This window comes from Chitinophaga sp. CB10, assembly GCA_001870995.2.
GTDB lineage: Bacteria > Bacteroidota > Bacteroidia > Chitinophagales > Chitinophagaceae > Chitinophaga.
Genome location: MLAV02000003.1, coordinates 259,025 through 283,404, shown reverse-complemented (window position 1 = coordinate 283,404; position 24,380 = coordinate 259,025). Strand labels below are relative to the sequence as shown.

Here is a 24,380-nt window from a genome sequence, read left to right as displayed (position 1 = left end):
AAGCAGGTTTAGATTTTGTTGTAACCTTCAGTCGGGCCGGGTTTTTACCCGGCCTTTTATTTTTTTCCCTTCGGGAGATATAAATGCTTTTTTAGCAGAAAGATTACGGTCATTCAGCTATTTCCGCCTTTGCCCACTGCCGGATCAAAATACCTTTACAGGTATGAAGCATCTGCTGTTTACCTGGTGTATCGTTTGGATTAATTGCGCCGTCCTGGCGCAGCAGCCTTCGCCATCTCCCCTCATCATTTTTACCAGCTCCTACCAGCCCGGGCTTTACCGCACCTTCCGGGAATTTCAAACCAACGCGCCTTCCCAAACCGGCAACCTCGTTATTAAAGACCGCAGCAACGCCGCACAGATGTACCTCCTCGCGGATAAGAACCAGCTCATACTCCGGGACGAAACCGGCGAGCATAAAGTAAAAGACTACTGGGGCTACTGCGATGGCCGGAACCTGTACGTGCGGGACAATGGACTGAACCGCATCCTGGAAACAGGCTACTACTGCATCTATGCACAGCAGCGCATGCAACCCTCCGGGCGTATGTACAACCCGGCCGATATGACCGTTGCCCCCATGAATCAGTCCGTACAGCTCTACAAGGTGATCAATATCACCACCGGCGAAATCCTTGAACTAACCGCCTATAACCTCAAAAAATACATCCTCCCGCAGGACCCCGGGCTGCTCGACGAGTTCCGGGCTGACAGGGAAAAGAAAGATAAACTGCTCTGGTATATCCGCCGCTTCAACCAACGCAACCGCCCTGTTATCTAGCCTTTTGGCCATAAAAATCACAAAAAAAGTATGCCCGTTACCGTATTTAACGTATTCTTGCACCAAGAGTCATAACCCTGTGCCCCAGGTATGAATTTTGTATGGGCCGTGAGGTGGCCCTGACTTTGCATGACACATTCCTGTTTTAGAGTAAACTATCAGCGCCGTCGTGCGTTTTAATTCTGTAATTAACATACCCGAGAAAATCACGTGACAGAACCTGCAGAAACCGGAGAACATCACAGCCGCCCCTGGTGGAAATGGATATTATGGATTATTGTAGCGGTGCTACTTTTGCCCGTTATGGTACTGCTATTGCTTCAGATTGATGGCGTGCAGAACTACCTTCGTCAGCAGGGCGAAACCTACCTGCAGAAGAAACTGAATACCCGCGTAAAAATCGGCTATCTCCGCGCCAGGGGATGGCAATACCTGGAACTGAGAGATGTATTTGTAGCCGATACGACCAATAAAGCGCTGTTCTACTCCCGCTCCCTGAAAGTACATTACAACCTGCTTTCCCTGCTGAACAACGAGTTAAAAATCGATAAGCTCCAGTGGGATTCCGTGCTCGTCAACGCGTACCACGTAAACGACTCGACCCTCAACTTTCAGTTTGTCATAGATGCATTCGTATCTCCCAAACAAACACCTGATACGTTGGACAGTTCCAGCGGTACCACCCTGCAGTTTGTGCTGAAAGATATTTCCCTCACCAATTTCAGCGTTCGCTTTGATGATACGCCCGGTGGGATGGACGCAGCGCTCGTTTGGAAAGAGATCCACCTCGATCCGGACGACCTCCTCGTGGATGACGGCCTTTACTCTTTCCGGAATATCAAAGTGGATGGCCTCAGAGGCTATTTCCGCCAGTATTATATTCCTTCCAAAGTAGCTGCCGCGGCCCCGCCGCCGCAGCCGGCAGATACAAACGCCGCCAGCCTGCACCTGCTCCTCAAAAAACTGAATATCACCAATAGCGCCTTCCTTTTCAGCAGCGATGGGGTTGGTATCAATACCGCCTGGAAGATAGGCGAACTGCAGCTGTCCAACTCCGGCCTGGACCAGGACAGCGCGCACATCCAGGTAGGAGAGCTGAAAATATCCGGCGCCTCCGGGATGGTTTCCCTCATGCCGGGGAAAGATACGACGCCAGCCCCGCCGGATACCACCGGCAGCGCATGGACCCTCGCAGCCACCACCGTCAACCTTGATAAGTTCGCTGTCAGGTACGACAACGGGGCGCCGCCGCCTAAAGCCGCCGGCCCTGATCCGGACTATAACCACCTGCTGCTTACCAACGTAAGCACCCGGGTCACGAATGTGAGATACCAGCCGGACAGCATCAGCGCCGTGCTGAAATCCCTCACCGCCCGCGACTGGTCCGGCTTTACCATCAAAAAAGCCAACATGGATGTTTTATTTACCCCGCAATCCCTGGTGTTGAAAAACTTCCTTGTTCAAACTAACAAAAGCGTACTCCGCAAGCGTATAACCGTTACCGTGCCTTCCTGGTCCGACGTATCGAAGGATATGGACAGGATCGGTATCGACGCCGACCTCGACTCCGTACGCGTAGCGCTGGGCGAGTGGCTGGGATTTGTGCCGGACGCCCGCAGGAATAAAAACTTCGCGCCGTTATGGAATAAGGACCTAACACTGTCGGCTATACTAAAAGGCACCCTGGGCCAACTGAACATCAAAAGCTTTTACGCCAACGACCATGGCGGTAATATTATCCGGGTGGAAAACGGACAGGTGACCCACGCCGCCGATGTGGACAAACTCAACGCCAACCTACCCAACCTCTTTGTGCAATCCGGCGACAAGCCCCTGCGCAGCTGGCTGCCCCCAGGCGCTTTACCGGATACGCCGCGCCTGCCGGAAAACATGCTCATCACAGGCTCTTTCCTGGGCGGCATGCGGAATATGAATACCAACCTCAAACTGCGTAGCGAGTATGCCAGCGCGGATGTAAAAGCGCACCTGGTGAATATTACAGACAGTGTGCGCAGCAGTTATACCATCAACGTACCCTACCTCCACGTGCATCCGGGTAAACTCCTGTATGATACTACCTACGGCTGGATTAACGGGCGCCTGAACGCTAACGGGCAGGGCTACACGGTAACCGGCATGGTAGCCAATGCGGACGCCGTTTTTTCGGATGCTACCTATAACGGCTATACGTACCACGATGTAAATGTGGAAGCCGGCATCAACAAAGGGGAATTCTCCGCTAAGGGAGAGAGCCGGGATACCAGCATCACCGCTACTTTCGCCGTAAACGGGGAGCTGGGCGATTCCACCGTTCATAACCTGAAGGCGGATATCGACCTCGCCAGGGCGGACCTGTACACCACCAACTGGTACGCCTCCCCGCTGACCCTCATCGGTAAGCTGCAGGCGGATTTCCCCAGCATTACGCCCCGGGAAATCGTAGGTAACGCGTACTTTACCCAATGGCAGATACAAACGGAAGACAAGGTGATACCGCTGGATACGGTATCCATCGTTGCCCGCCACGATAGCTTACAAATCATCGACCTGCGCACCCCGCTGGGAATGATCAATACCTGGGGCCAGTTTGACTACCGCAAAATAGGACCGGCCCTTTCGGACGTAATCAGCAAACCGCTGCAGCCCACCGATTCCGGGAAGATCCTCATCCCCCCGGCAGGCCAGCTCCTGAACTGGTATGGATCCCTTACCTGGCCGCGCAGCCTGGAATCACTTGCGCCCGGCCTTCGGGTAGACGATCCGATGATCTTCCACGGGCGCTTCAACAGCGATAGCAGCTTGCTCAATGTGCATGTGCATGCGCCCAAAATCGTGTATGACTCCCTGCGGATAGACAGCCTGCTGATCACCGCCAGCATCCTCGATACAGCCATGCAGGCCAACGCTTCCCTGGCGCATCTCTACCATCCAACCTTCCCGTTACACCATACGGAAATTGCCGCCCATGTGGATACCGGCCTCGTTAACTTCGACATGGTACTGCGGGACAGGGCGTATAAAACGAAATACAAACTGGGCGGCATCCTGAACTTCCTGCCGGATAATGTGATGGAATTATCGCTGAAGCCTGGCCTGATCCTCAATAAACAGGAGTGGACGATAGATGAGAACAACCTGCTGCGGCTGAAAAACAGCCTGCCGGACTCCGCTAACATCCGCCTCTCCAACGGCAACCAGTCCATACACCTGCTCACCCAGCAGGATACTGCCGCCACGCCGGCGCTGCAACTGAAAATACAGGACTTCCAGCTGTCCACCATTACCGCCTTGCTGGCTACAGACACCCTGCTGGCCAACGGCTTGCTGAATGCGGACGCCAATGTACGCAACTGGGATAAGAGCCCCGTTATTGACGCTAAACTCCGGATTGATAGCCTGGCGCTGAAAAGCACGCCAATGGGCACGCTGGATGCGGAAGTACACAGTCCTGCCCCTAACCGGTACAAACTGGACGCAACGCTGGCCGGTGCTGACAATAACATGAACGTAACCGGCACCTACGATAGCACCATCAATGCGCATATCAATATTGGCCACCTGAACATGAAAGCCCTGGAACCTTTTACCATGGGCAGCATGAGCAACATGTACGGCGCCGTTTCGGGGAAATTTGATATTACCGGCACTACAAAAGCCCCGAAAGTACTGGGCAATATGCATTTCAACAATGCCGGCGGCGTAGTGAGCTTCCTGGGCTCCAACCTGCACCTGCCGGATGAAGATATCGTGATCGATGAAAGAGGCATCGTATTCAATAACGTAGTGATTGCCGATAGCCTCAACAATGAAATGGTCATGAACGGCCGCATCATGACCCGCGATTATTCCCGCTTTATTTTCAACCTGAACGTAACGGCGGATAACTTCATGGCACTGGGCCCGCAGCAGAACAAGGACCAGTGGATATGGGGGCCCGCCTTCATTGACAGCAAGGTGCAGATCCGCGGCTCTATGGACCTGCCGCGTATAGACGCCAACGTTAAACTGCGGGATAAGTCCAGCATCACCGTCATCCTGCCGCAGGAAGAGCCGGGCGTGGCAGACAGGGAAGGCGTGGTAGAGTTTGTGGATATGAGCAACCCGGTTGATTCCGCCCTGCTGCGCAGACAGGATAGCATCAAATACCAGAACCCGCGGCTTAAAGGCATTAACTTTTCAGGCGTAGCGGAAATTACGCCGGCATCTACCATAAAAATTGTGATAGATGAGCAGAACGGGGACTTTGTGCAGGCCAAAGGTACTGCCAGCATCAACGCCACGCTGGACCCCAGCAGCAAAATGAGCCTCACCGGCCGCTATGAAATTGAGGAAGGTAAATACGAGATGTCCCTCAACCAGCTGATCAAACGCTCCTTCGATATCCAGAAGGGAAGCGTGATCACCTTCAATGGGGACGCTATGAATGCGGACCTGGACATCACCGCCAAATACACCGTAAATGCGCCGGCTATCGACCTCGTGCAGGACCAGCTGGGCAATATGGACCAGCAGCAGCGCAATACCTATAAACAACGCATTCCGTTCGAAGTGTACCTGATGATCAAAGGCAACCTGAAAAAGCCGGATATCAGCTTCCGGCTGGATATGCCGGAGAAGGAAAGGAACGACTTCAACGGAACCGCCTACAACCGCATCAAGCAGATCAACCAGGTACCGTCCGAACTGAACAAACAGGTAATGGGCTTGCTGGTACTGGGCACCTTCATCCCGGATGATCCGATGAATACGCTGGATAACAGCGGCGGCGGGCTGGGGCAGGCAGCGCGTAACAGTGTGAGTAAAATACTTTCTCAGCAGCTGAATAACCTCGCCGGCAACCTGATCAAAGGAGTGGACCTGAATTTTGACCTGCAAAGCAAGGAAGACTATTCTACCGGCTCGGCGCAGGAACAGACCAACCTGAACATCGGGGCTTCCAAAAACCTCTTTAATGATCGCCTGACGGTTTCTGTAGGCTCCAACATTATGCTGACCGGCAATAACCAGAACGCCAGCTCGCTGCTCGGGGACATTTCCGTAGAGTATAAACTTTCCAGGGATGGGCGCTACCGCATCCGCGTGTACCAGCGTAACGACAGCCAGTCCGTTATCGAAGGGCAGCTGGTGGAAACCGGCGTAGCATTTATGCTGGTAATGGATTACGACGAATTCAGGGAAATCCTGCAGCGTTCCAAAAGCAAGACAGAAAAGAAAAAATTGCGTGCCGACAATAAAAAGAAGGACAAGAAAGATAATGCAGAAAATAAATAATCATATCATCACTTGTATCGGCCTGATTGTACTCATAGCAATCGGCGGCTGTAGCACTACCCGTACGGTGCCCGAGGGCGACAGGCTGTACACGGGCGGCAGCGCAAGCTGGGAAGGCAAGAAGAAGCCTAAGGACTATTCGACTCTTTCCGATGGTATGAACAGCCGGATCAGGCCACGTCCGAACAGGCGTTTCCTCGGCATGCCGATTAAGCTATGGTTATACAATCTCGGGAAAGAGCCTAAAGGCAAGGGGCTAAACTATCTCCTCAGAAAAAAATGGGGGGAACCCCCTGTATTACTCAGCCAGGCCAAGCCTGATTATACGGCAAACGTGCTGGAACAATACCTGGTGGATAACGGCTATTTCCAGGCGGTGGTGACCTCCGAAGTAAAGAACCACGGCGCAAAAAAGGCCTCCATCAAGTATTACGCAACGCCGCATCACCGCTATACCATTAAAAAAGTTACGTTTATTACCGATAGCTCCGATATCGGCAAAAGTATTGCGGCTACGGCCAGCGAGAGTTCCCTCATACCGGGTAAGCCTTATTCGCTGGACTCCATCCGGGCCGAACGGGAACGCATACACGCTGTTTTAAAAGAAAAGGGCTACTATTACTTTACGCCGGATTACCTGATCGTACAGGCGGACAGTACGGAAAACGGCCAGGTGAACCTCTACGTTAAAGTTAAAAATACCACGCCCCTAACGGCTTTGCGCCCATACAAGCTGCATGATATTATCCTCTATCCGGATTACAGTTTGGAGAACGATTCCACTGCTACCACCGGTACGCCGGTTAATTACAAGGGGATTTATATCATTGATTCCGCCAAACGCTTTAAGCCATTTGTGTTTGACAAGTCCGTCTTCCTGCGGCCGGACAGCGTGTACAGGCTTAGCTCGCACGACATTACGCTGCAACGTTTGATCAACCTGGGCGTATTCAAGTTTGTGAAAGGGCAGTTCAGGGTCGTGCGGGATACCACCCGTCATAACTTTGAAATGGGCAATCCGAATGCGCCGGTAAATCCCGATGGCGCCATTCGCGACAGCAGTAACCGCTTTTACGGCAACCAGCTTACCTATGGCGACACCGCCGGCAGGAGGAGAGGAGATACCACCCAGGCCAACAGGCGGGATACTTCGGGCCGTGGCTTCTACAATACTTACGGTGGCTACTATGCCACCTCGGCGGATACCGGCTACCTGGATGCAAGATTTTACCTGACGCCGTACCAGCGCCGCTCCCTGCAAACGGAGCTGCGCGGTACTTCCAAGTCCAACGGCTTTGTAGGTTCGCAGGTAAAAATTACCGCTAAAAACAGGAACTGGCTGCATGCGGCGGACCTCCTTGAAATAGGCCTTAGCGGCGGTATGGAATGGCAAACGGGGAATAAGAGCGCCGGCGGTTCCAGCTCTTATGCGCTGGGCGCGGAAGTAGCGGTTACCATCCCGCGGTTCTGGACGCCGTTTGGCCTCAACCTTCGTACGCCCTATGTGCCACGTACCCGCATCAGCTTAGGGTATGAACTATACAGCCGTTCGGACATGTATAACCTGAACGCCTATACGTTGCAGTTGCAATACCTCTGGCAGCGCACGCCTTATTTGTCGCACGCATTTTCGCCGGTGGCCGTCACTTACGTGTTGCCTACAAAAACCACGGCGGCTTATGACAGCATCCTGGCCAATGATCCCGGCCAGCGTGCCGCCATTTCCAAACAATTTATTTTGGGAGGTAACTATACCATCACCTTCAACAACCAGGCGCCTAACCGCGTGCATAGTTTTTATGCCAGCGCCAACCTGGATGTTTCCGGTAATCTTGCAGGATTGATCATTCCGAAGTCCGGTGATACCACGCGGAATATCTTTAAAAATCCGTTTGCACAATACGAACGCCTGACGCTGGAAGGCCGCCACTACTGGCAGCTGGGGAAAGGCAAGCAGTGGATCAACCGCCTGTACATGGGTTACGGTTTACCTTATGGCAACAGCATTACAGGCGAAAGAAATTCATTGCCTTTCGTGAAGCAGTTCTTCACCGGTGGTAGCAGCAGCATCCGCGCATTCCGCGCCCGTACGCTAGGCCCGGGCTCATACCATAATCCGCAGGTGGACACTACCCGCTTACTGGCCAACGAAGCCGGGGATATTAAATTGGAGTTCAACTCTGAGGTGAGGCTGCACATTGCCAGTGTATTCAACTTTGCCGCTTTTGTTGATGCGGGTAATATTTGGTTACAGCGAGAGGAGCCCACCAAGCCCGGTAGTCAATTTAAACTGAATACTTTTTACAGGGATATAGCCGTAGGCGCCGGCGCCGGTATCAGGATAGATGCATCTATAGTAGTCGTACGCTTCGACCTCGCGTTTCCGCTGCGCATCCCCTACAATCCTGAAGGAGAGCGCTGGGTATTCGATAAGATCAATTTCGGCGATCCGGATTGGAGAAAGAAAAACCTGATACTGAATATTGCGATTGGTTATCCATTCTAAAAGCGTGTATCCGTCGCCGTTATAACTTTGACGGGTACACGCTTTTTATTTTTATAGCACGTCCTTTAAATGTTTATAGTTTGATTTTACTGCGTCAAACACATCTTCATACCTGCCGCTGAGGATTAATTTGCCCATCCACAAAGCGAAACCTTTCATTTGTCCGAATTCCACTTTAGGCGGCATCGCCAGCGAACTCGGGTTGGTAAAGATGTTCACCAGCACCGGGCCTTTTGTACTGATGGCATTGGTTAATACCTGTTCTGCTTCTTCCAGCTTTTGTATGGTGAAGGATTGGAAGCCCATTGCCGCGGCCACGGCTGCAAAATCCGGATTGACCATATCGGTTTGCCAGTCCGGCAGGCCGGCCACTTCCATTTCCAGCTTTACCATGCCGAGGGAGCGGTTGTTGAACACCATCACTTTTACGGGGAGGTTATATTGTTTGATGGTCATCAGGTCGCCCAACGTCATGGTAATACCGCCATCCCCACAGAGGGCATACACTTCCCGTCCGGGCGTTGCCAGCGCCGCCCCCAGCGATTGCGGCAGGGCGTTGGCCATGGAGCCATGGTTGAAGGAGCCGAGTAAAACACGTTCGCCGGTAGCGCTGAGGTAACGGGCAGCCCATACGTTGGTCATGCCGGTATCCACCGTAAAAATAGCGTTGCTGGCCGCTTTCCGGTCAATTAACGTAGCAATATATTCCGGGCTGATGGCCTCCTCCTTACCCTGATCTGCTACATAGGTTTGCAACTTTTTGGTGACCTCCTGGTGGAACTCGCGCATGGCTTCCAGGAATTCTCCATCGGTTTTTTCCTGCAGCATAGGCAGCAGCGCAGCGAGGGTGTCTTTAATATCTCCGCATAAACCTAGCTCAAGGTCTGCCCGGCGGCCCAGCCGCTCCGGCTGCAGGTCTATCTGCACCAATTTTTTGTTCTCGGGGATAAACGGCGTGTAAGGGAAGTCCGTGCCAAGGAGCAGCACCACGTCCGCCTCGTGCATGCTTTTATACGCGGAGGCAATGCCCAGCAGGCCTGTCATCCCTACTTCGTTCGGGTTATTATACTGGATACCCATTTTAGCGCGGAAGGAGTAGGCTACCGGCGCTTTCAAAACGTTGGACAGCTGTACCACCTCGTCATGTGCAGCGCTGGCGCCAATACCGCAGTAAATGGCAATTTTGCCGGCGTTGTCCAGTATTTCCTTCAGGCTCTGCAATTCCTGGTCGGACGGGCGCACGATGGGTTTCGGATGGTACAGGCGGGTGGAGGTAGTAATATCCGCAGCATCCGCGGCGGCTACATCCCCCGGGATGCCCAGCACGGCTACGCCTTTGCGGTGTACGGCATGTTGCAGGGCTGCCTGCAGCATGCGCGGCGCTTGTTCGGGAGTAGCGGCCACCTGGTTGTAGCAGCTGCAGTCGTCAAACAGCTTTATGGTATTCGTTTCCTGGAAATAGCCGCTGCCAAATTCGGTAGTGGCGCAGGTAGATGCCAGTGCAATCACGGGGGCGCCGGAGCGGTGCGCATCGTACAAACCGTTTACGAGATGCACATGCCCCGGGCCGCTGCTGCCGGCGCAGCAGCCAATTCCGAGCAGCTGCGCATCAGCGCCGGCGGCGTAGGCGCCGGCTTCTTCGTGCCGCACGTGTATCCATTTGATACGGCCATCACGCCGTACGGCATCGTTAATATGATTCAGGCTATCGCCCGTTACAGCATAGATTCTTTGTACGCCGGCTTTTGCCAGCATGTCTACTATCTGGTCGGCAACTAATTTTCCCATATAATTGAAGATTTAACAGATTCCTTTTCATTTAGGAAAACGCTATGCTGGCCGCATTGTTCAGCGTGGGTTTATTAACAGAACATTACTTTTTTTCGTTATTTTTATCCGGCGAAACCCTTAATCATACTGCATGTTCACTACGATAAAAACACTACCCTCCGTTGCCATTGCTTGTATGCTGCTCTGCTGCACTGCCTGCAGCAAAAAGGTGACGCAAACCGGCAAAGCCTCCTACTATGCCGATAAATTTGACGGCCGCAAAACCGCCAGTGGCGAAACGTTCCGGCAAAACGCCCTGACGGCTGCCCATCCCAGCCTTCCGTTTGGCACCCGGCTAAAGGTGACCAATATGGCCAATGGAAAAACGGTGAAGGTGCGTGTGAACGACAGGGGGCCTTTCGCAAAAGGCCGCATAATCGATCTTTCCAAAAAGGCCGCCAAAAGGCTGGGGATGATCAGCACCGGTGTTGCCACCGTAGAAATCAAGTACCGTAAGAAAAAATAGTGCTACAAGGCATGGGCGCCTTCTGATATTTCTTCCAGCATCTTCTGGCAGAAGGCCGGCAAGTCCTTAGGCGTACGGCTGGTGACAAGGCCGTTGTCCGTTACCACCTCCGCATCTTCCCAGTTGACGCCGGCATTTTCCAGGTCTGTTTTCAGGGAAGGGTAGGACGTCATACGGCGGCCCTGGAGCTCCCCGGTTTCAATCAACGTCCATGGCCCATGGCAGATGGCCGCTACCGGCTTACCGCTGGTCATGAAGTCCTTCACGAATTTTACCGCTTCCTTATTGATACGTAACTGGTCCGGGTTCAATACGCCGCCCGGCAGCACGAGGGCGTCATAATCCTGTGAATTGCTGCTGCTCAGGGGCTTATCCACCTTGTAATCTTTCCCCCAGTCCTTTTCGGCCCAGGCCCTTACTTTTTCGCTTTCAGGAGATACAATTTCTACCGTTGCACCGGCATTTTTGAGCGCTTCCAAAGGCTTTGTGAGTTCCACTTCTTCAAAGCCGTTTGCCACCAGGATGGCAACTTTCTTATTGGTTAATTGAGTAGCCATAATGTTTAGTTTTTTGGAAGATTTCCCGCAAAAACAGTCCCATCTCCCCAAACCCAATACTATAGCGGATTTCCGCTACGGATGTGCTGTATAACCCGCTACCCATACCGTTGCATGCCTGCTACCATCCGGCTTTTTCTCATTCCATTGTAATTTTTGATGAGTGAAATTGCATTTGGCGTTTGCAGCGCTTTTATTTGCTGTCTATCAATCAAAAGAACAATGAAAAAGAATTGGTTACTGCTGGCGCTGTTCCTGACAGCTGCCGCCCCCGGTGCTTTTGCACAAACTCCCCAGGCGGACCTTCCTGGCTTTACCGCCTACGCCGATCCCGCAGAGGAACATGTGAAAATCAGCCAGCGCAATGGCGTTGTAGGCTGGACGGATAACGACAATACCGTTAATTTCTATTTTCACGTTGCTACGCCCGGTACGCTGAAAGTGGCCGTGACGGCCAAAGCTGATGGCGACAGCAAGATCGGCGTAAAAGTTAACGGTGTGGAAAAAACGATTACAGTAGCCAACAGCAGCGACTATACGAAAATCCCGGCGCTGGAAACAAAGATTAAAACGCCCGGTTTTTACTGCGTTTCCCTGAGAGGCATTGAGAAGAAAGGAAACGTCTATGCGGATGTGAAGTCCGTTAACCTGGAAGGCGCCGCAGTGAAGGACATTCAGTATAACCCGAAGCCCTGGCGCAGAGCGGCCTCTGTACACCTCGGCTACCCGGTACCGGCAGGTAAAAATGTAGAGTGGTTTTATGGGGAGATAAAAGTGCCGGAAGGGGAAGATAAGCTCGGTACCTACTTCATGTCCTGCGGATTCCACAGGGGTTATTTCGGCATGCAGGTAAACTCGCCCACTGAAAGGAGAATTATCTTCTCCGTATGGGATGCAGGCGGGGAGCCGGAATCCAGGTCCAAAGTGAAGTATGAGGACCAGGTAGTGCTGCTCGCGAAAGGGGACAGCGTGGATGCCAGCGGCTTCGGCGGCGAAGGTACCGGCGGGCACAGTCATTGGGTATATAACTGGAAAGCCGGTAATACTTACCGCTTCCTCATGCACAGCGTGCCGGAAGGAACCTATACTACCTATACAGCCTACTTTTACGTACCTGAGCATAAAGAGTGGAAGCTGATCGCCAGCTTCAGGGCGCCGAAAGACGGTAAATACATGGGGCACCTGTATTCCTTCCTGGAAAACTTCTCCTTCGAAAACGGGCACCTGGGCCGCAAAGGCTACTTCGGCAACCATTGGATCAAGACCGACACCGGGGAATGGATAGAACTCACGCAGGCCAAATTCACCAACGATGCCACTGCTAAAGCTAAGGATCGCATAGACTTCGGCGGCGGTTCCGAAAATGGATGGTTCTATCTTTGGAACAGCGGTTTTAAACCTGCTAATGCCCAGTACGGGGATATGTTCACCCGCCCGGCCACTGGCCAGCAACCAGATATTCATCTCCCTAAGTTCTAAAAATATAACTGGCGCTTAACTACGGGGTATAATCTCCCTTGAGCTTATACCCATCAACAAAATAGTTCTCTTTCAAAGGAATCCCCGTCTGCCTGAACAGACGGGGATTTTTCACAATAATTATCCTAGTTAGTCTATAGGCTTACAAGGAGCGCGATACTTTTAAGAAAACCCTTCGCTGGATTGATTTTTCGGAATAAATTATCAACAAAACAAAATCTTAAATTAGGCGTAGAAATTGGATCTTACACCCGAAAAAACCGGCATTTGAATATGGCTAACAAAAAAATCCTGCCTATTCCCCAGGTACTGGACGTACTGAACCCATTTAAAGTGAAAAAACAGCGGATTATGAACTATAATCCCTCTGTACCCACCGCAATGAGAACGCCGGTTGATGAATCCCGCATATCCATATTCAATTACAGTCCTGCCTCCCTGGAGGAAAGGAAGCTGGTGTCCGTAGCGGACACCTACCCATATCTCGCATCTGAAAATATTACCTGGATAAATGTGGACGGCATCAAAAAAGAGGACGTGCATGCCATTGCCACCTGTTTTATGATACATCCGCTGCTGGAAGAAGATATTATCAGCGTGGGCCAGCGCGCAAAAATGGACGAGATAGGCGAACAGCTTTTTTGCCTCCTCCCAATGATGTATTATAATTCCGAAACCTCCACGATAGAGCAGGAGCAGGTAAGTATTGTACTGGGTAAGCGTTTCGTCATCTCCTTCCAGGACGATCCTACGAGGGACCTCTTTGATCCCATCCGGGAAAAACTGCGTATAGCCTCTTCCCGGATACGCAACGGCTCTTCGGATTACCTCTGCTATTCCTTAATTGACATCATTGTGGATAATTACTTCGTGGTGCTGGACAAGCTGGGGGAAAGAATTGAACTGATGGAAGACCTGGTGCAGCACTACCCGAACACCAAAACCATGGCGCGGATTAATTTCCTGCGGCGGGAAGTCCTCCTCTTCAAACGGTCTATTGTACCGGTGCGGGAACTGGTAAACGGGTTTATGAAAAGCGAAAGCGATGTACTGGAAGACAGGGACACCAAGTATTTCAAGGACGTGTTTGACCATATTGTACAATGCACGGAGCTGGCCGAAACCTACCGGGAAATGGTGCTGAACCTGCAGGAAATGTATCATACCCAGCTAAACCTGAAGCTGAACGAGATCATGAAAGTGCTGGCAGTGGTGACTACTTTGATGGCGCCGCTGACTTTACTGGCAGGCATATACGGCATGAACTTCGACAATATGCCGGAGCTGCATTCCAGGAATGGCTATTTCATCACCCTGGGCGTCATGGGCTTTATGTTGCTATTTATGATCTGGCTGTTCAGAAAGCGGGGGTGGTTTTAGGCTTATTACGCTTTCTTTTTATAGATAGGTACGGTGGAGCAAGGTTCCCCATACATAATGCTTTTCACTACCGGGCGCAGCAGGCGGGTTATTTCAGCATAGGCCACTTCGCTCACCCGTTTATCCCCACAGCCTTTAATAACGATTCTTTTATCTGTAAAGTCCGCCAGGTTAATGGTATTCAGGTTACGCAGGTAAAGCGTACTGTAAATAAAATCGGCATCACCGAATGCCGCATAGGCAGCCACCGGCTCCAGGTAGGTCATAACCAGCATATAGGCCCACATGGGGATAACGGTGTCTACGCTGCAGATAATCCCTACGTTTTTTCCACGGTATTGTTCCCAGTCGTGCGACTGTAAAGCGGCTCTGAAATCCTTCTCTTTCAGGATCATTTCCATGAAAAGGAAGGGTTTTAGGTCAAAAATCACAATTTCTCCTTCCGGATAAAACTGTTCCAGGTCTATTGTTTCCAGTCCGCTCTGTGCTACTTTATTTACGATTTCTTCCATTTTTCCGCATTTTGACTACAAATTTACGAAATAGCCCTCACGTTAATTGTCACCGTATAAACACAAAAACGCCCCCGCTGATGGCGGAGGCGTTTCCTTATGTCAGTTAAAAATGTATCTCTTAGAAGAGCTTAGCGCGGGTATCTTTCACGTTGCTCAGTTTTTTCAGGACCATGAACAGTTGGTTATCCAGCATGGAAGTAACGCTCTGTTCGTAAGCAGCCTGCATAGCAGGGATATCCTGTGCTGGCTGGCCGGATGGCTGGTAGTTATCCACTTTGATCACGTACACGCCGCTGTTACCTTCAATTGGAGCAGAAACTGCTTTGGTGCCCCAGTTTTTGTTGAAAGCAGCACCAGCTACGCGCGGCTCGAAACCGAGGGAAGCGATGAAAGGAGTAGAGAAGGTTACGCCGTCGCCTTTCAGCACTGGCTGGGAAGTAGCTTTAGCGGCAGCATCCAGGGAAGTAGGTTTACCCAGTTTAGCGATGATCTGCTCAGCTTTTTTCTGTTTTTTCACTTCTGCTTCCACCAGCTGGCGTACATCTTCCAGCGGAGCGGTACCTTCTTCACGAACGGTAGACAGTACAGCTACTACATATTTATCATCCAGGGTGAATACCGGGCTCACATCGCCTTTTTTAGCGTCGTATGCCCAACGAACCAGTTCGCGGGACTGACCCAGGCCAGGAATCACGAAGTCCATAGGACGAACGTTGTCGGCAATACGTTTTACCAGTTTGCCTTCCTGGATAGTTTTATTGAACGCAGCGTTGGTGCGCGCTTTAGCGGCGAAGTCGCTGGCGGCGGAATAAGCAGTGTTATTGGTTTCTTTACTTGCTTCTACCGGTTTGGCCAGGTAAGCTACTTTAATAGCAGGCCCGATGTTTTTCTTTTCAACCACCTGCATTACATGGTAACCGATCTGGGTTTTCACCACTTTATATTCGCCGGTAGGGCCATCCAGTGCGAAGTCTTTAAACTCAGCCGGGAATTGGCTGGCGGTGGAAGGAGTGAGCTGGTACTCGCCGTTGTTGGCCTTGCTGCCGTTATCGTCGGAGTATTTGGTCACCATTTCAGCGAAAGAAGCACCACCTTTCACAGCGGCCAGGATGCTGTCCGCACGGCCTTTAGCTACTGAGTCAGTAACGCCGGCGTTAGGATTTTCAGCGATGAGGATGTGACGCACCTTCACGCTGTCTGGCATCATTTTACGATCCACCATTTTTGCGAACGCAATCAGGTGATTGTCGTAGTAAGGGCCGAAAACGCCGCCCACCGGCAGATCCACGATGGAATCTTTCATGGGGAATTTAGCTTCGCTCTTAGCGATATAACCGTCGAAGAATTTAGAATCGGAGTTGCGGTTGATGAAACCGGCAATATCTTTATTGCTAACAGTATCCAGTTCCAGTTTGAGCGCCATCAGCTGCTGCAGTGCACTGGCGGTATCGGCGCTGGAAGGAATAGCGTCAAAGGAAACATATTCCAGTTTGCGGGATTCTTCCACCTGGAACATTTTCTTATGCTGCTGGATGTAGCTGTTCAGTTCAGCATCCGTAACGGCTACTGCTGAATCAGAGATGGTAGCGTAAGGCACGTTCACATAAGAGATGTTAGCCACCTGGCTGTTATCTTCCTGTTGTTGTTTTGCTAACCATTTAGGATAATATATACCTTGTCTAACCAGGGTCAGGTATTTACGTTGCAGTTGGTACTGGGCGATTTGCGCCTGCATTTGGTGCAGGGCCTCGCGGATCTGTGGGTTGGAGCCGCCCTGGGAGATAGCCTGCTGCATTTGCACGCGGTCCAGCTGACCATCGCGGCCAAACTGCTGCATTACAATCGGGTTAGGGTTAGCGCCGGTGAATTGGTCTACCACTTCAGCGTCAGTAACCTGCAGGCCCAGTTTGCTGTATTCTCCTTTTAAAATTTCTTCTGTCAGGAATTGGTTCCAAACTTGTTCGCGGATACGCTGACGATCTTCTTCAGTCAGGCTAACGTTACCCATCTGCATGCGTACGTTATTTTCATAGTCGGATATCCGACGCTGATAATCTGCATACTGAAGTTCTTCGCCATTCACTTTACCAACGGACGTGGAACGGCCACCAACGGAATTTCTGCCAAAGAAGGCATCCTGCAACAGGAAACTAACAATCGCCACGCAGATCACCACTATGATAACTACGGCATACTTGTCCCTGATTTTCTGAATTACTGACATATATTATATAGTCTACATTTTTAAGGAAAGCAAAAATAGAATAAAATAGTTGTAACTGCAAAAGAGTATTTTTTATGTCGAAACCCAATACAGCAAAGGGTTTGAGCCATGTATAACACTTTTATGTACTGCTATTCATTAACAGGTTTTCCACAATAAAGCACATTTTGAGGAAGTGTTTTATGGATTGGTGAATTACTTTCATAAGCCCGTTTGGCGGTGTATTTTTGCAGGGAGGGGATTAAAAAACGGCGACAGCCTTATGCACAAATGTGAAAAAGTGGAAAAACGCAATCCACAGGATTTTGTGAATAAAACAAGGCATAACAGCTTGTATTTCATTTTTGGCGTTTTTTCATTCCCCGTTGTTTTTTTTCCACAATTGATGTGTAAAAACCCCTGTAAAACGTAAAATAAGGTGGGAAAAGGTGCCTTTGTACACACGTAAAACTAATTTTGTTTTTATGCCAAAAGTTTCCCTTAGGATTTCAAAATGTGGATTGTGGATTTTAAAAGTGATCTTTTAACAATTTCCTAATAGGGTGGATAGTGAAAAGATTTACACGCAGGAGGTTATCCACGTATGTGGATGAAAATGACGGAATTCAGTATTGGCGCGGAAAGAGGGTGTTAATTTTGGTGTGGATAATGAAGACAAAAGGAATAACAACTACATTTGTATCAAGGTCAGAAATTTAATTTCCACATATTCACAGCCCTAATAGTAGTGGGCTTTTCTTTTTAAATAAATAAATAGATATATAGTCATGATTATGGATTTTGCCACCGCAAAAAAAAATTTGCAACACAACGGATTTTTGGATATACCGGTGGATCCGTCCCTGGATTTGTTTGCGGCGATCGAAGATTTGAAAAAACGCAAAAATGCCATTATCCTGGCGCACTATTACCAGGAGCCGGACATCCAGGATATTGCAGATTACATTGGGGACAGTTTGGGGCTGGCTCAGGCCGCTGCTAAAACGGATGCGGATATCATCGTGTTTGCCGGTGTGCATTTCATGGCGGAAACCGCGAAAATCCTCAGTCCACAGAAAAAAGTGCTGCTGCCGGATCTGAAAGCGGGTTGCTCCTTGGCGGACAGTGCGCCGCCGGAGCTGTTCAGGAAGTTTCGTGAGAAATACCCCGATCATATCGTGATTTCGTATGTGAACTGTTCTGCGGGTATGAAAGCGCTCAGCGATATCATCTGCACCTCGTCTAATGCCGAAAAAATCATCGAAAGCGTCCCCAAGGATCAGCCGATCATTTTTGCCCCCGATAGGAATTTAGGCGCTTATTTGGTCAAAAAAACGGGTAGAGACATGGTTTTGTGGAATGGCGCCTGCATGGTCCATGAGATATTTTCCCTGGAAAAGATCATGAAACTGAAGGTTCGTCATCCGAAAGCCAAGATAGTGGCGCATCCGGAGTGTGAGCCGGCGGTGCTGGAAGTGGCGGATTACATTGGTTCCACAACCGGCATCCTGAAATTCACCCAAAAGGACGATGCACAGGAATACATCGTAGTGACTGAAACGGGTATTCTTCACCAGATGCAGAAAGACAATCCAAACAAAACTTTCATCCCGGCGCCACCGAACAATGCATGCGCTTGCAATGATTGTCCGCATATGAAGCTGAACACATTAGAGAAACTCTACCTGTGTATGGAATATGAGCAGCCTGAAATCACGATGGACGAAAATCTTCGTTTGGCTGCCTTGAAGCCGATTGAAAGAATGTTAGAGATTAGTGCTGCTGCTGGTTTATAAGATAGTTTTCAACATTATTCACATTATTTAAGACCCGTGTAATCACATTACACGGGTTTTCTTTTTTGTACCAATTTTTTATTAATTATCAATGACTTACAAGTACATTAATTAAATTTTTCAATTTTTCTTTCCCCAGTAATTTCACAGGTTAACCCATATCTGCACATACTTTTACACAGCGAATGTTAAAAACGGCGATGAAATTAAAAAATGAAGGCCCTGAGAATTTAAAATTTAAAATCGATCAAGGATAACCGCAGGAAATAAAATTTTATTCGATTCTCACGGGGTGATTTGCGTCGTGAGAATTCAATTTTCACAATGATATTGGACAGAGGATTAAGATAATTAATTGTCGCGCTCTTAGCTGGTATGCAGGGGAGCCGTCTGAGAATTGAATGAAATCTTTTACCGAGGCATACCCACGAGGTTCTATCGTCTACGCCATTGTAAAGCGCTTTAAACTGAAAATCACTTATCAACCTGGTTATCCACAGTTATCAACAGCGAAAATATTTTCATCAAGTTTTCCCTTAAAAACTAAAAATGAAGGCGCTGAGAATTAAAAATTTTTTTCGGTGCTGGCATACCCACAGGAAAAAATATTTTACGCGATTCTCAAAAGGTGGGTAATGCGTTGAGAATTAAATATTTACAATTCTCTTTTAGTGGATAGCGGGATTTGAGAATAGGGGCGTGTAAACGCATTTCTAATGAATGCCCTGAGAGTAGCATATATATTTATTACCTGTGGTAACCCCGGAATTTAGTTTTTCGGGTGATTGTCAGCGCGCTTTTTTTTGATTTTCGTTTTATAATCCACATGTAGCCTCCCTGTTTATCCACATTTTTGTGTACAAGGCCCCGAATTAAAAAATTTTTTTTTGCTTTCACTTATTGAAAATAAAAATGAAGGCCTTGAGAATTAAATGGAGGTAAAAACTCCGGGATAACCCCGCGGATTTCTAAGATTTTTAATTCTCACGGCTATGGAAGCGAGCTGAGAATTGCGCGCAGGTGTATAGTTGTAGGGAGTCGGTTTTTTCGTGCGATTCTCGACGCGTTACCAATGGGCTGAGAATTGAATATTTTATGCGGGCCTCTATGCGTATGGGTTTTGTTGATTTCGTGCAAATCTCACGGCTTTGGCAATGCGCTGAGAATTGAATATTTATACTGGAGTTTTATACAAATGCCAGGCAGCTCTTTTTTAAACGATTCTCACGGCGAAGGGAAGGCGCTGAGAATTGAACGGATTACTATGACGTGGTGAGGGGCAAATGTTTGAGGTTATATGCAAATCTCACGGCATTGCGAACGTGCTGAGAGTTCAATATTTCATTTTTAGGTGTGCCCAGGCTGGATGTGTGTGATTATATGCAATCCTGGGGCTTATCATATGTCGCTGTGGTTTCCACACTTTTAATTTTCCTTGAGCTACCCCGGTAAACCAGCATTTTTCTCATTGTCAGCGTGTTTCTTTTTTTAATATTGACAGGAGCGTGCTTTGGTTTTGTTGGATTTCAGATAAAACGCTGGATATCGTTTGAGCCAGGATGATATTTTGTGTTTTTTTTCTGGAAAATGTGGAAAAATGAATGGGTGCGTAAAAAAAATTTTTTTAGAATTGCTTTTTGCAAGGCGAAAATTGCCTTTTTGAGAGAAAGTGGTGGAAAAGTGAGTGATTTTTTCTGTTTTTTTGCTACATCCACATGATTTTGAGCTGGAATTGTGGAAAACAGCGCCAAAATTTCAAAAATTTTTCTTTTTTCTCCTGCTCCGGGCCAATCAGCACGAATGCTTTCAGATGTAAGGTTGCAGTACATTAATTGGCCTGGGTAGTTTTTCGGGTCAAAAGCCTATCAAGCCCCCCATTTTTAAAAAATTTTTTTGATTTTTTTTTGTTCGATTCACTGAAGCGCAAAAAATTTTGAAATTTTTTGCTACATGTGCTTGAGAAAAGGCTTAGAAATGGAAAATTCTGTTGAAAACCTGGCTTGTAGACTTAATTTTTCCTGATTTCTTGTCAGAAATGTGGTTTTTTGATGAGCAAGCGGCCCTGGGCCTTCTTCAAACAACTGGAGCTCCATGATATCAGGATAGTTAGGGATCTATACACCAATCTGATACAGGGGAGATTAAGCACAGGGGAGGAATATGTCCGGGAAAGGGACAAAAAAAAGGTAGAGGATTAAATTTCCTCTACCCAAATATGATCAGCTTCTGTTTTTCGGAGCGATAAATTGTAACCAGCTACCATGATTGAAATCGGATCTCCGAGTGGCGCAACCTTCTCAATTTTTACTGTTTCGCCGGGTACGCAACCCATTTCCATCAGTTTGATATGAAGATCGTCTTTTTCAAATTCTATTATCACTGCACTTTTACCTGTAGCAAGTGAGGACAATTTAATAATGGCATTTTTCATTATCTGACAATTGGTCCGTTTATATTAAGATTCAGCATTGGGGGAATATTCACAAGGACTACGCAACAAAGGTACCCCTGATGCTGCAATATGCAAAAAGAAACATTCCCGGATGGGATTTTCATTTTACTTTTACATCAATTTTAACAGTGAGTTATGGCAATACAATTTACAGCGCACGAGGTAAAGCTGAAGCTAAAAAACAGGACTAAACTCAAAGCATTTTTAAAAGATTTGTTCAAAAGGGAAGGACAGGGGCTGAATGGCTTACACTATATCTTCTGTACCGATGATTATTTACTGGAAATAAACAAACAGTTCCTTAATCATGATACCTATACGGATATTGTAACCTTCGAAATGTCGGAAGATCCGGATGTTACTGAGGGAGAAATCTATGTGAGCCTGGATAGGGTGATTGATAATGCAGCAAAATTCGGTGTTTCCGAGGAGCAGGAGCTGCACCGCGTGATCTTCCATGGCGCCTTGCATCTATGCGGATACAAAGACAAAACAAAGAAGGAAGAGCAGCTAATGCGGGATAAGGAAGAGGAGAACCTGAAATTGTACTTCGGTCAATAATATTTAAACTAAATGGTGATGTTCCACGTGGAACATTTCGGAAATGATTCACCGGAATGTTTCACGTGGAACATTTTTTTGGAATGGTTTGATCGGGAGGGATAAGTGTGGTGTGCTTATGTAAAAGATAATAGGAGAATATAGGAATGTAAGAGTAGGGAGATCCAAGGAGGATAGGGGTTAAAGTGATGTAGAATATAGGAGTATAGGAGTATGGGAATATGGATTTAAAGTAATATAGAAAGGAAGATTTAAAGCAAAAGGGCAACGCAGGAATATTTGAACATAGGAATGTAGCTATTTAGGTTTAAAAACATGCAGGAATGAAGGAATAAAGGGGATCCAGGATATAGGCCATAATTACTGAGGTGTAAAGGATATAAAGGTTGTAAATATAAGTAGGGTAGTAGGATAGGTATTAGGTTATGCTGGAAAGTACTTATGTTGATGTTAGGTTGGGTTGTTCGCCGTAAGTGTCCTTATCGCAGATAACTTTGGACCGGTATGGTCAATTAACCAGGAACGAACTCCCTGCCCAAAGCTATCAAATACCCTCCCAAGCTTAAGCATCGTTTTTATGCCGGTTGCGCCTGGCCAGCTCTGGCCGGAAAGGCGTCATTAGGTCATAGATCTTATACCCTTTAGAGGAGTAGGCTAGCCTGGTATAGCAGGTCCGTAGAGTACAGGAGGGGTACTTCATGCCACTCATTTCCGCATGGTAGTCACCATGGATTTTAAGTTGTAATGGCATGCGGTTTATACACATCGTTCCAGCTGGTTAGTTTGGTTTTCATCCATGAGGGAACGGGATCTTTAGGTAGAATATAGCCGATATTACGGTTGCGGGTGGCCAGCCATTCAATGCCAGTGTAATGTAGGATATTCCCGGTCTTATGGCCTGGATGAGCCTTATTGGGGTTAGGAACTATAATGTAGGGGGCAGTAGTTGGAGTTGCACATCATATCTGCCTTAAGAATTTCTACCCTTTTACCTTTGCGAACCTTTCCGCCCGTTGTTCCACTGGAATAGGAAAGTCTTCCATGATTATGTACCTTTCTTTTCCTCCTCCTATGTCAACACATTTCCTGTTCCCTGTAGGCTTTAAAATATTAAAAGCTTAGTGAACACAGGCGAGCCATTCATTAAGAGTTTACAATAAAACATTCTCATTTCTTTCCGTTAAGCAGACCCTTGCTATCTGGAAGTACTGCCATCACCTCTTATTAGAATAACTGGTTTTACCATTATTCTCCCATCTTCCCGCTAAGCTCCTGCATAAAATGCTGGAAACCGACTATTCCATTGACCCGCACTTATACAACGAACTGAATATGGTTGAAAAATTACAAACCCTCGCACATACACGGCACTTTAATTCGTTCGCATAACCTTTGAGCGTATCTACTTTAGGGTTAGTTTAGCGCTTGCACCTCCGGTACTTCCCTCTGTATATCCCCGCCTCATTATCCTGCTGAATTAATTCCTGCTACCGGTAAACCAGATACCCTTTGTAATGATTATATTAGTAATTCGGGTACACATACTGAAGTGACCGGTGAAAACTGAAAAACCTTAACCCTCAATTCATTTTTATGGGATATTTTATTTTCTCCTATGGAATCAGCTTTGATCAACTAAATAATCTTCTTGGTTCCCGGGATGATAAGCTACTAAAGTCCGTACAGCAAACAGAAACGTATCAAAAATACCTTCGTCTGGACCTGCCGGCTGATCTTGGAACCGAAAAAGCGCTAAAGCAACTCATAGCTGGAGATACCCTTGATGCCAGGTATGCGCCCAGTTATTGGAATGCTTTAATTACGCTTATTGACTATCAAGGGCGCCGGCTGGGCAATGGACCAGGTATTGCGCTCAATTATGAGACGGACCTTATAAATCAAATTCTACAGGAAGACTATAACCTGGATATTGAAATAGAGGAGGTGCTTTTGAATGGCAAGTTGGAGTTAGGGCTTCCGTTGCCTAATGAATGGCCATTGTCCGGGATACTTTTCAAAGAGGATCTCTTAGCACTGCAGCGGGAGTTGGTAAATGTGCAGATTTCCCGGGAACACATACTGTCGATTTCCGAGGAGGATGAAGAGGAGGCAGGTATCTATGATGGAATAGATGCACTTAAAAGGAATGTGGCGTTCTGCCTTGAGAATGGAGTTGCCTTGGTTTCCTTTTGTTATTGAATAAAAGGATCGTATGTTCCACGTGGAACATATTGCCTGTTTAGATAAATAAGAATTGCGCGAACATAGCGAAGATATATACTACTAATAATAGACAAGGGAAGCTTAATATATAAGTGGAGCTGCTATTATTCTTCTTCACTGCTCCATCCTGAGTCGCATACTATCATGACGCCATTTGTTTCAGCTCCCTGATAGCTCCTGACGAGGGACCCAATTATGGGGAATCCGGCAAGGCTGCATATCACATTGCCCAGCTGAAATGTCTGGTAAAACTCTATGGATGGTCTTCCTCTACGTGACACTGTAGATTTATAATAGCGTTCGGCCTTTGGGTGTCTATTCCTTTACAGCTTTGTACCCAAGGATCCATATGCAGGTAAT

General features: G+C 48.2%; 15 protein-coding genes. 9 read left to right on the top strand and 6 right to left on the bottom strand.

The window, feature by feature from the left end; genetic code table 11:
- The first annotated feature begins 163 nt into the window (after positions 1-163).
- From BOC67_RS06585 to BOC67_RS06575, 3 genes are all read left to right on the top strand, one after another.
- Positions 164-781: a hypothetical protein gene (locus BOC67_RS06585; RefSeq protein ID WP_291908480.1), complete on the top strand. Its 618-nt coding sequence runs from the start codon at positions 164-166 to the stop codon at positions 779-781.
- Between the two features lie 303 nt (positions 782-1,084).
- A complete protein-coding gene (locus BOC67_RS06580) occupies positions 1,085-6,052 on the top strand; it encodes a translocation/assembly module TamB domain-containing protein (RefSeq protein ID WP_291908478.1) in 4,968 nt (1,655 codons plus the stop codon).
- On the top strand, positions 6,036-8,558 hold the full coding sequence (locus tag BOC67_RS06575) for a BamA/TamA family outer membrane protein (protein ID WP_291908477.1): 2,523 nt from the start codon (positions 6,036-6,038) through the stop codon (positions 8,556-8,558). The genes BOC67_RS06580 and BOC67_RS06575 overlap by 17 nt, the downstream gene beginning before the upstream one ends.
- 51 nt (positions 8,559-8,609) lie before the next feature.
- Here the strand turns inward: BOC67_RS06575 and BOC67_RS06570 are convergent, their stop codons facing one another.
- Entirely contained in the window at positions 8,610-10,346 is a 1,737-nt protein-coding gene (locus tag BOC67_RS06570) for a thiamine pyrophosphate-dependent enzyme (protein WP_291908476.1), read from the bottom strand.
- Between the two features lie 133 nt (positions 10,347-10,479).
- Here BOC67_RS06570 and BOC67_RS06565 point away from each other — a divergent pair, with 133 nt between their 5' ends.
- Positions 10,480-10,854, top strand: a complete 375-nt coding sequence (locus BOC67_RS06565; RefSeq protein ID WP_291908475.1) for a septal ring lytic transglycosylase RlpA family protein — start codon at positions 10,480-10,482, stop codon at positions 10,852-10,854.
- 2 nt (positions 10,855-10,856) lie between these two features.
- Here the strand turns inward: BOC67_RS06565 and BOC67_RS06560 are convergent, their stop codons facing one another.
- The gene (locus BOC67_RS06560) at positions 10,857-11,411 is read right to left on the bottom strand and encodes a type 1 glutamine amidotransferase domain-containing protein (protein ID WP_291908474.1); all 555 of its coding nucleotides are present in this window, start codon (positions 11,409-11,411) and stop codon (positions 10,857-10,859) included.
- A 222-nt stretch (positions 11,412-11,633) separates the two neighbouring features.
- On the opposite strand from BOC67_RS06560, the gene BOC67_RS06555 reads away from it, so the two are divergent.
- Both BOC67_RS06555 and corA read left to right on the top strand, forming a co-directional pair.
- Positions 11,634-12,890, top strand: a complete 1,257-nt coding sequence (locus BOC67_RS06555; protein ID WP_291908473.1) for a DUF3472 domain-containing protein — start codon at positions 11,634-11,636, stop codon at positions 12,888-12,890.
- Positions 12,891-13,163: 273 nt separating this feature from the next.
- Complete coding sequence (gene corA / locus BOC67_RS06550) at positions 13,164-14,270, top strand: magnesium/cobalt transporter CorA (protein ID WP_291908472.1); 1,107 nt, start codon at positions 13,164-13,166, stop codon at positions 14,268-14,270.
- 5 nt (positions 14,271-14,275) lie between these two features.
- On the opposite strand, the gene BOC67_RS06545 is transcribed toward corA, so the two are convergent.
- Positions 14,276-14,782 carry a DUF2480 family protein gene (locus BOC67_RS06545; protein WP_291908471.1) on the bottom strand — a complete coding sequence of 169 codons (507 nt, stop codon included), beginning with the start codon at positions 14,780-14,782 and terminating at the stop codon, positions 14,276-14,278.
- A gap of 121 nt (positions 14,783-14,903) precedes the next feature.
- Complete coding sequence (locus BOC67_RS06540; RefSeq protein WP_291908469.1) at positions 14,904-17,009, bottom strand: peptidylprolyl isomerase; 2,106 nt, start codon at positions 17,007-17,009, stop codon at positions 14,904-14,906.
- A 773-nt stretch (positions 17,010-17,782) separates the two neighbouring features.
- Between BOC67_RS06540 and nadA the strand changes: the two genes are divergently transcribed.
- Positions 17,783-18,784, top strand: a complete 1,002-nt coding sequence (gene nadA / locus BOC67_RS06535) for a quinolinate synthase NadA (protein ID WP_367115536.1) — start codon at positions 17,783-17,785, stop codon at positions 18,782-18,784.
- Positions 18,785-20,310: 1,526 nt separating this feature from the next.
- On the opposite strand, the gene BOC67_RS06530 is transcribed toward nadA, so the two are convergent.
- Complete coding sequence (locus tag BOC67_RS06530; RefSeq protein ID WP_291908467.1) at positions 20,311-20,613, bottom strand: hypothetical protein; 303 nt, start codon at positions 20,611-20,613, stop codon at positions 20,311-20,313.
- A 365-nt stretch (positions 20,614-20,978) separates the two neighbouring features.
- Positions 20,979-21,215, bottom strand: a complete 237-nt coding sequence (locus BOC67_RS06525; protein WP_073082606.1) for a FeoA family protein — start codon at positions 21,213-21,215, stop codon at positions 20,979-20,981.
- A 156-nt stretch (positions 21,216-21,371) separates the two neighbouring features.
- Here BOC67_RS06525 and ybeY point away from each other — a divergent pair, with 156 nt between their 5' ends.
- Together ybeY and BOC67_RS06515 are read left to right on the top strand one after the other, a co-directional pair.
- The gene (gene ybeY, locus BOC67_RS06520) at positions 21,372-21,797 is read left to right on the top strand and encodes an rRNA maturation RNase YbeY (protein ID WP_291908464.1); all 426 of its coding nucleotides are present in this window, start codon (positions 21,372-21,374) and stop codon (positions 21,795-21,797) included.
- Between the two features lie 1,593 nt (positions 21,798-23,390).
- Positions 23,391-23,996: a hypothetical protein gene (locus BOC67_RS06515; protein WP_291908463.1), complete on the top strand. Its 606-nt coding sequence runs from the start codon at positions 23,391-23,393 to the stop codon at positions 23,994-23,996.
- Positions 23,997-24,380 lie beyond the last annotated feature (384 nt).

Excerpts from the sequence above, each read along its gene's own strand:
- BOC67_RS06585 (WP_291908480.1), top strand. The coding sequence starts at position 164 with ATGAAGCATCTGCTGTTTACCTGGTGTATCGTTTGGATTAATTGCGCC.
- BOC67_RS06580 (WP_291908478.1), top strand. The coding sequence starts at position 1,085 with ATGGTACTGCTATTGCTTCAGATTGATGGCGTGCAGAACTACCTTCGT.
- BOC67_RS06575 (WP_291908477.1), top strand. The coding sequence starts at position 6,036 with ATGCAGAAAATAAATAATCATATCATCACTTGTATCGGCCTGATTGTA.
- BOC67_RS06570 (WP_291908476.1), bottom strand. The coding sequence starts at position 10,346 with ATGGGAAAATTAGTTGCCGACCAGATAGTAGACATGCTGGCAAAAGCC.
- BOC67_RS06565 (WP_291908475.1), top strand. The coding sequence starts at position 10,480 with ATGTTCACTACGATAAAAACACTACCCTCCGTTGCCATTGCTTGTATG.
- BOC67_RS06560 (WP_291908474.1), bottom strand. The coding sequence starts at position 11,411 with ATGGCTACTCAATTAACCAATAAGAAAGTTGCCATCCTGGTGGCAAAC.
- BOC67_RS06555 (WP_291908473.1), top strand. The coding sequence starts at position 11,634 with ATGAAAAAGAATTGGTTACTGCTGGCGCTGTTCCTGACAGCTGCCGCC.
- corA (WP_291908472.1), top strand. The coding sequence starts at position 13,164 with ATGGCTAACAAAAAAATCCTGCCTATTCCCCAGGTACTGGACGTACTG.
- BOC67_RS06545 (WP_291908471.1), bottom strand. The coding sequence starts at position 14,782 with ATGGAAGAAATCGTAAATAAAGTAGCACAGAGCGGACTGGAAACAATA.
- BOC67_RS06540 (WP_291908469.1), bottom strand. The coding sequence starts at position 17,009 with ATGTCAGTAATTCAGAAAATCAGGGACAAGTATGCCGTAGTTATCATA.
- nadA (WP_367115536.1), top strand. The coding sequence starts at position 17,783 with ATGGATTTTGCCACCGCAAAAAAAAATTTGCAACACAACGGATTTTTG.
- BOC67_RS06530 (WP_291908467.1), bottom strand. The coding sequence starts at position 20,613 with ATGTACTGCAACCTTACATCTGAAAGCATTCGTGCTGATTGGCCCGGA.
- BOC67_RS06525 (WP_073082606.1), bottom strand. The coding sequence starts at position 21,215 with ATGAAAAATGCCATTATTAAATTGTCCTCACTTGCTACAGGTAAAAGT.
- ybeY (WP_291908464.1), top strand. The coding sequence starts at position 21,372 with ATGGCAATACAATTTACAGCGCACGAGGTAAAGCTGAAGCTAAAAAAC.
- BOC67_RS06515 (WP_291908463.1), top strand. The coding sequence starts at position 23,391 with ATGGGATATTTTATTTTCTCCTATGGAATCAGCTTTGATCAACTAAAT.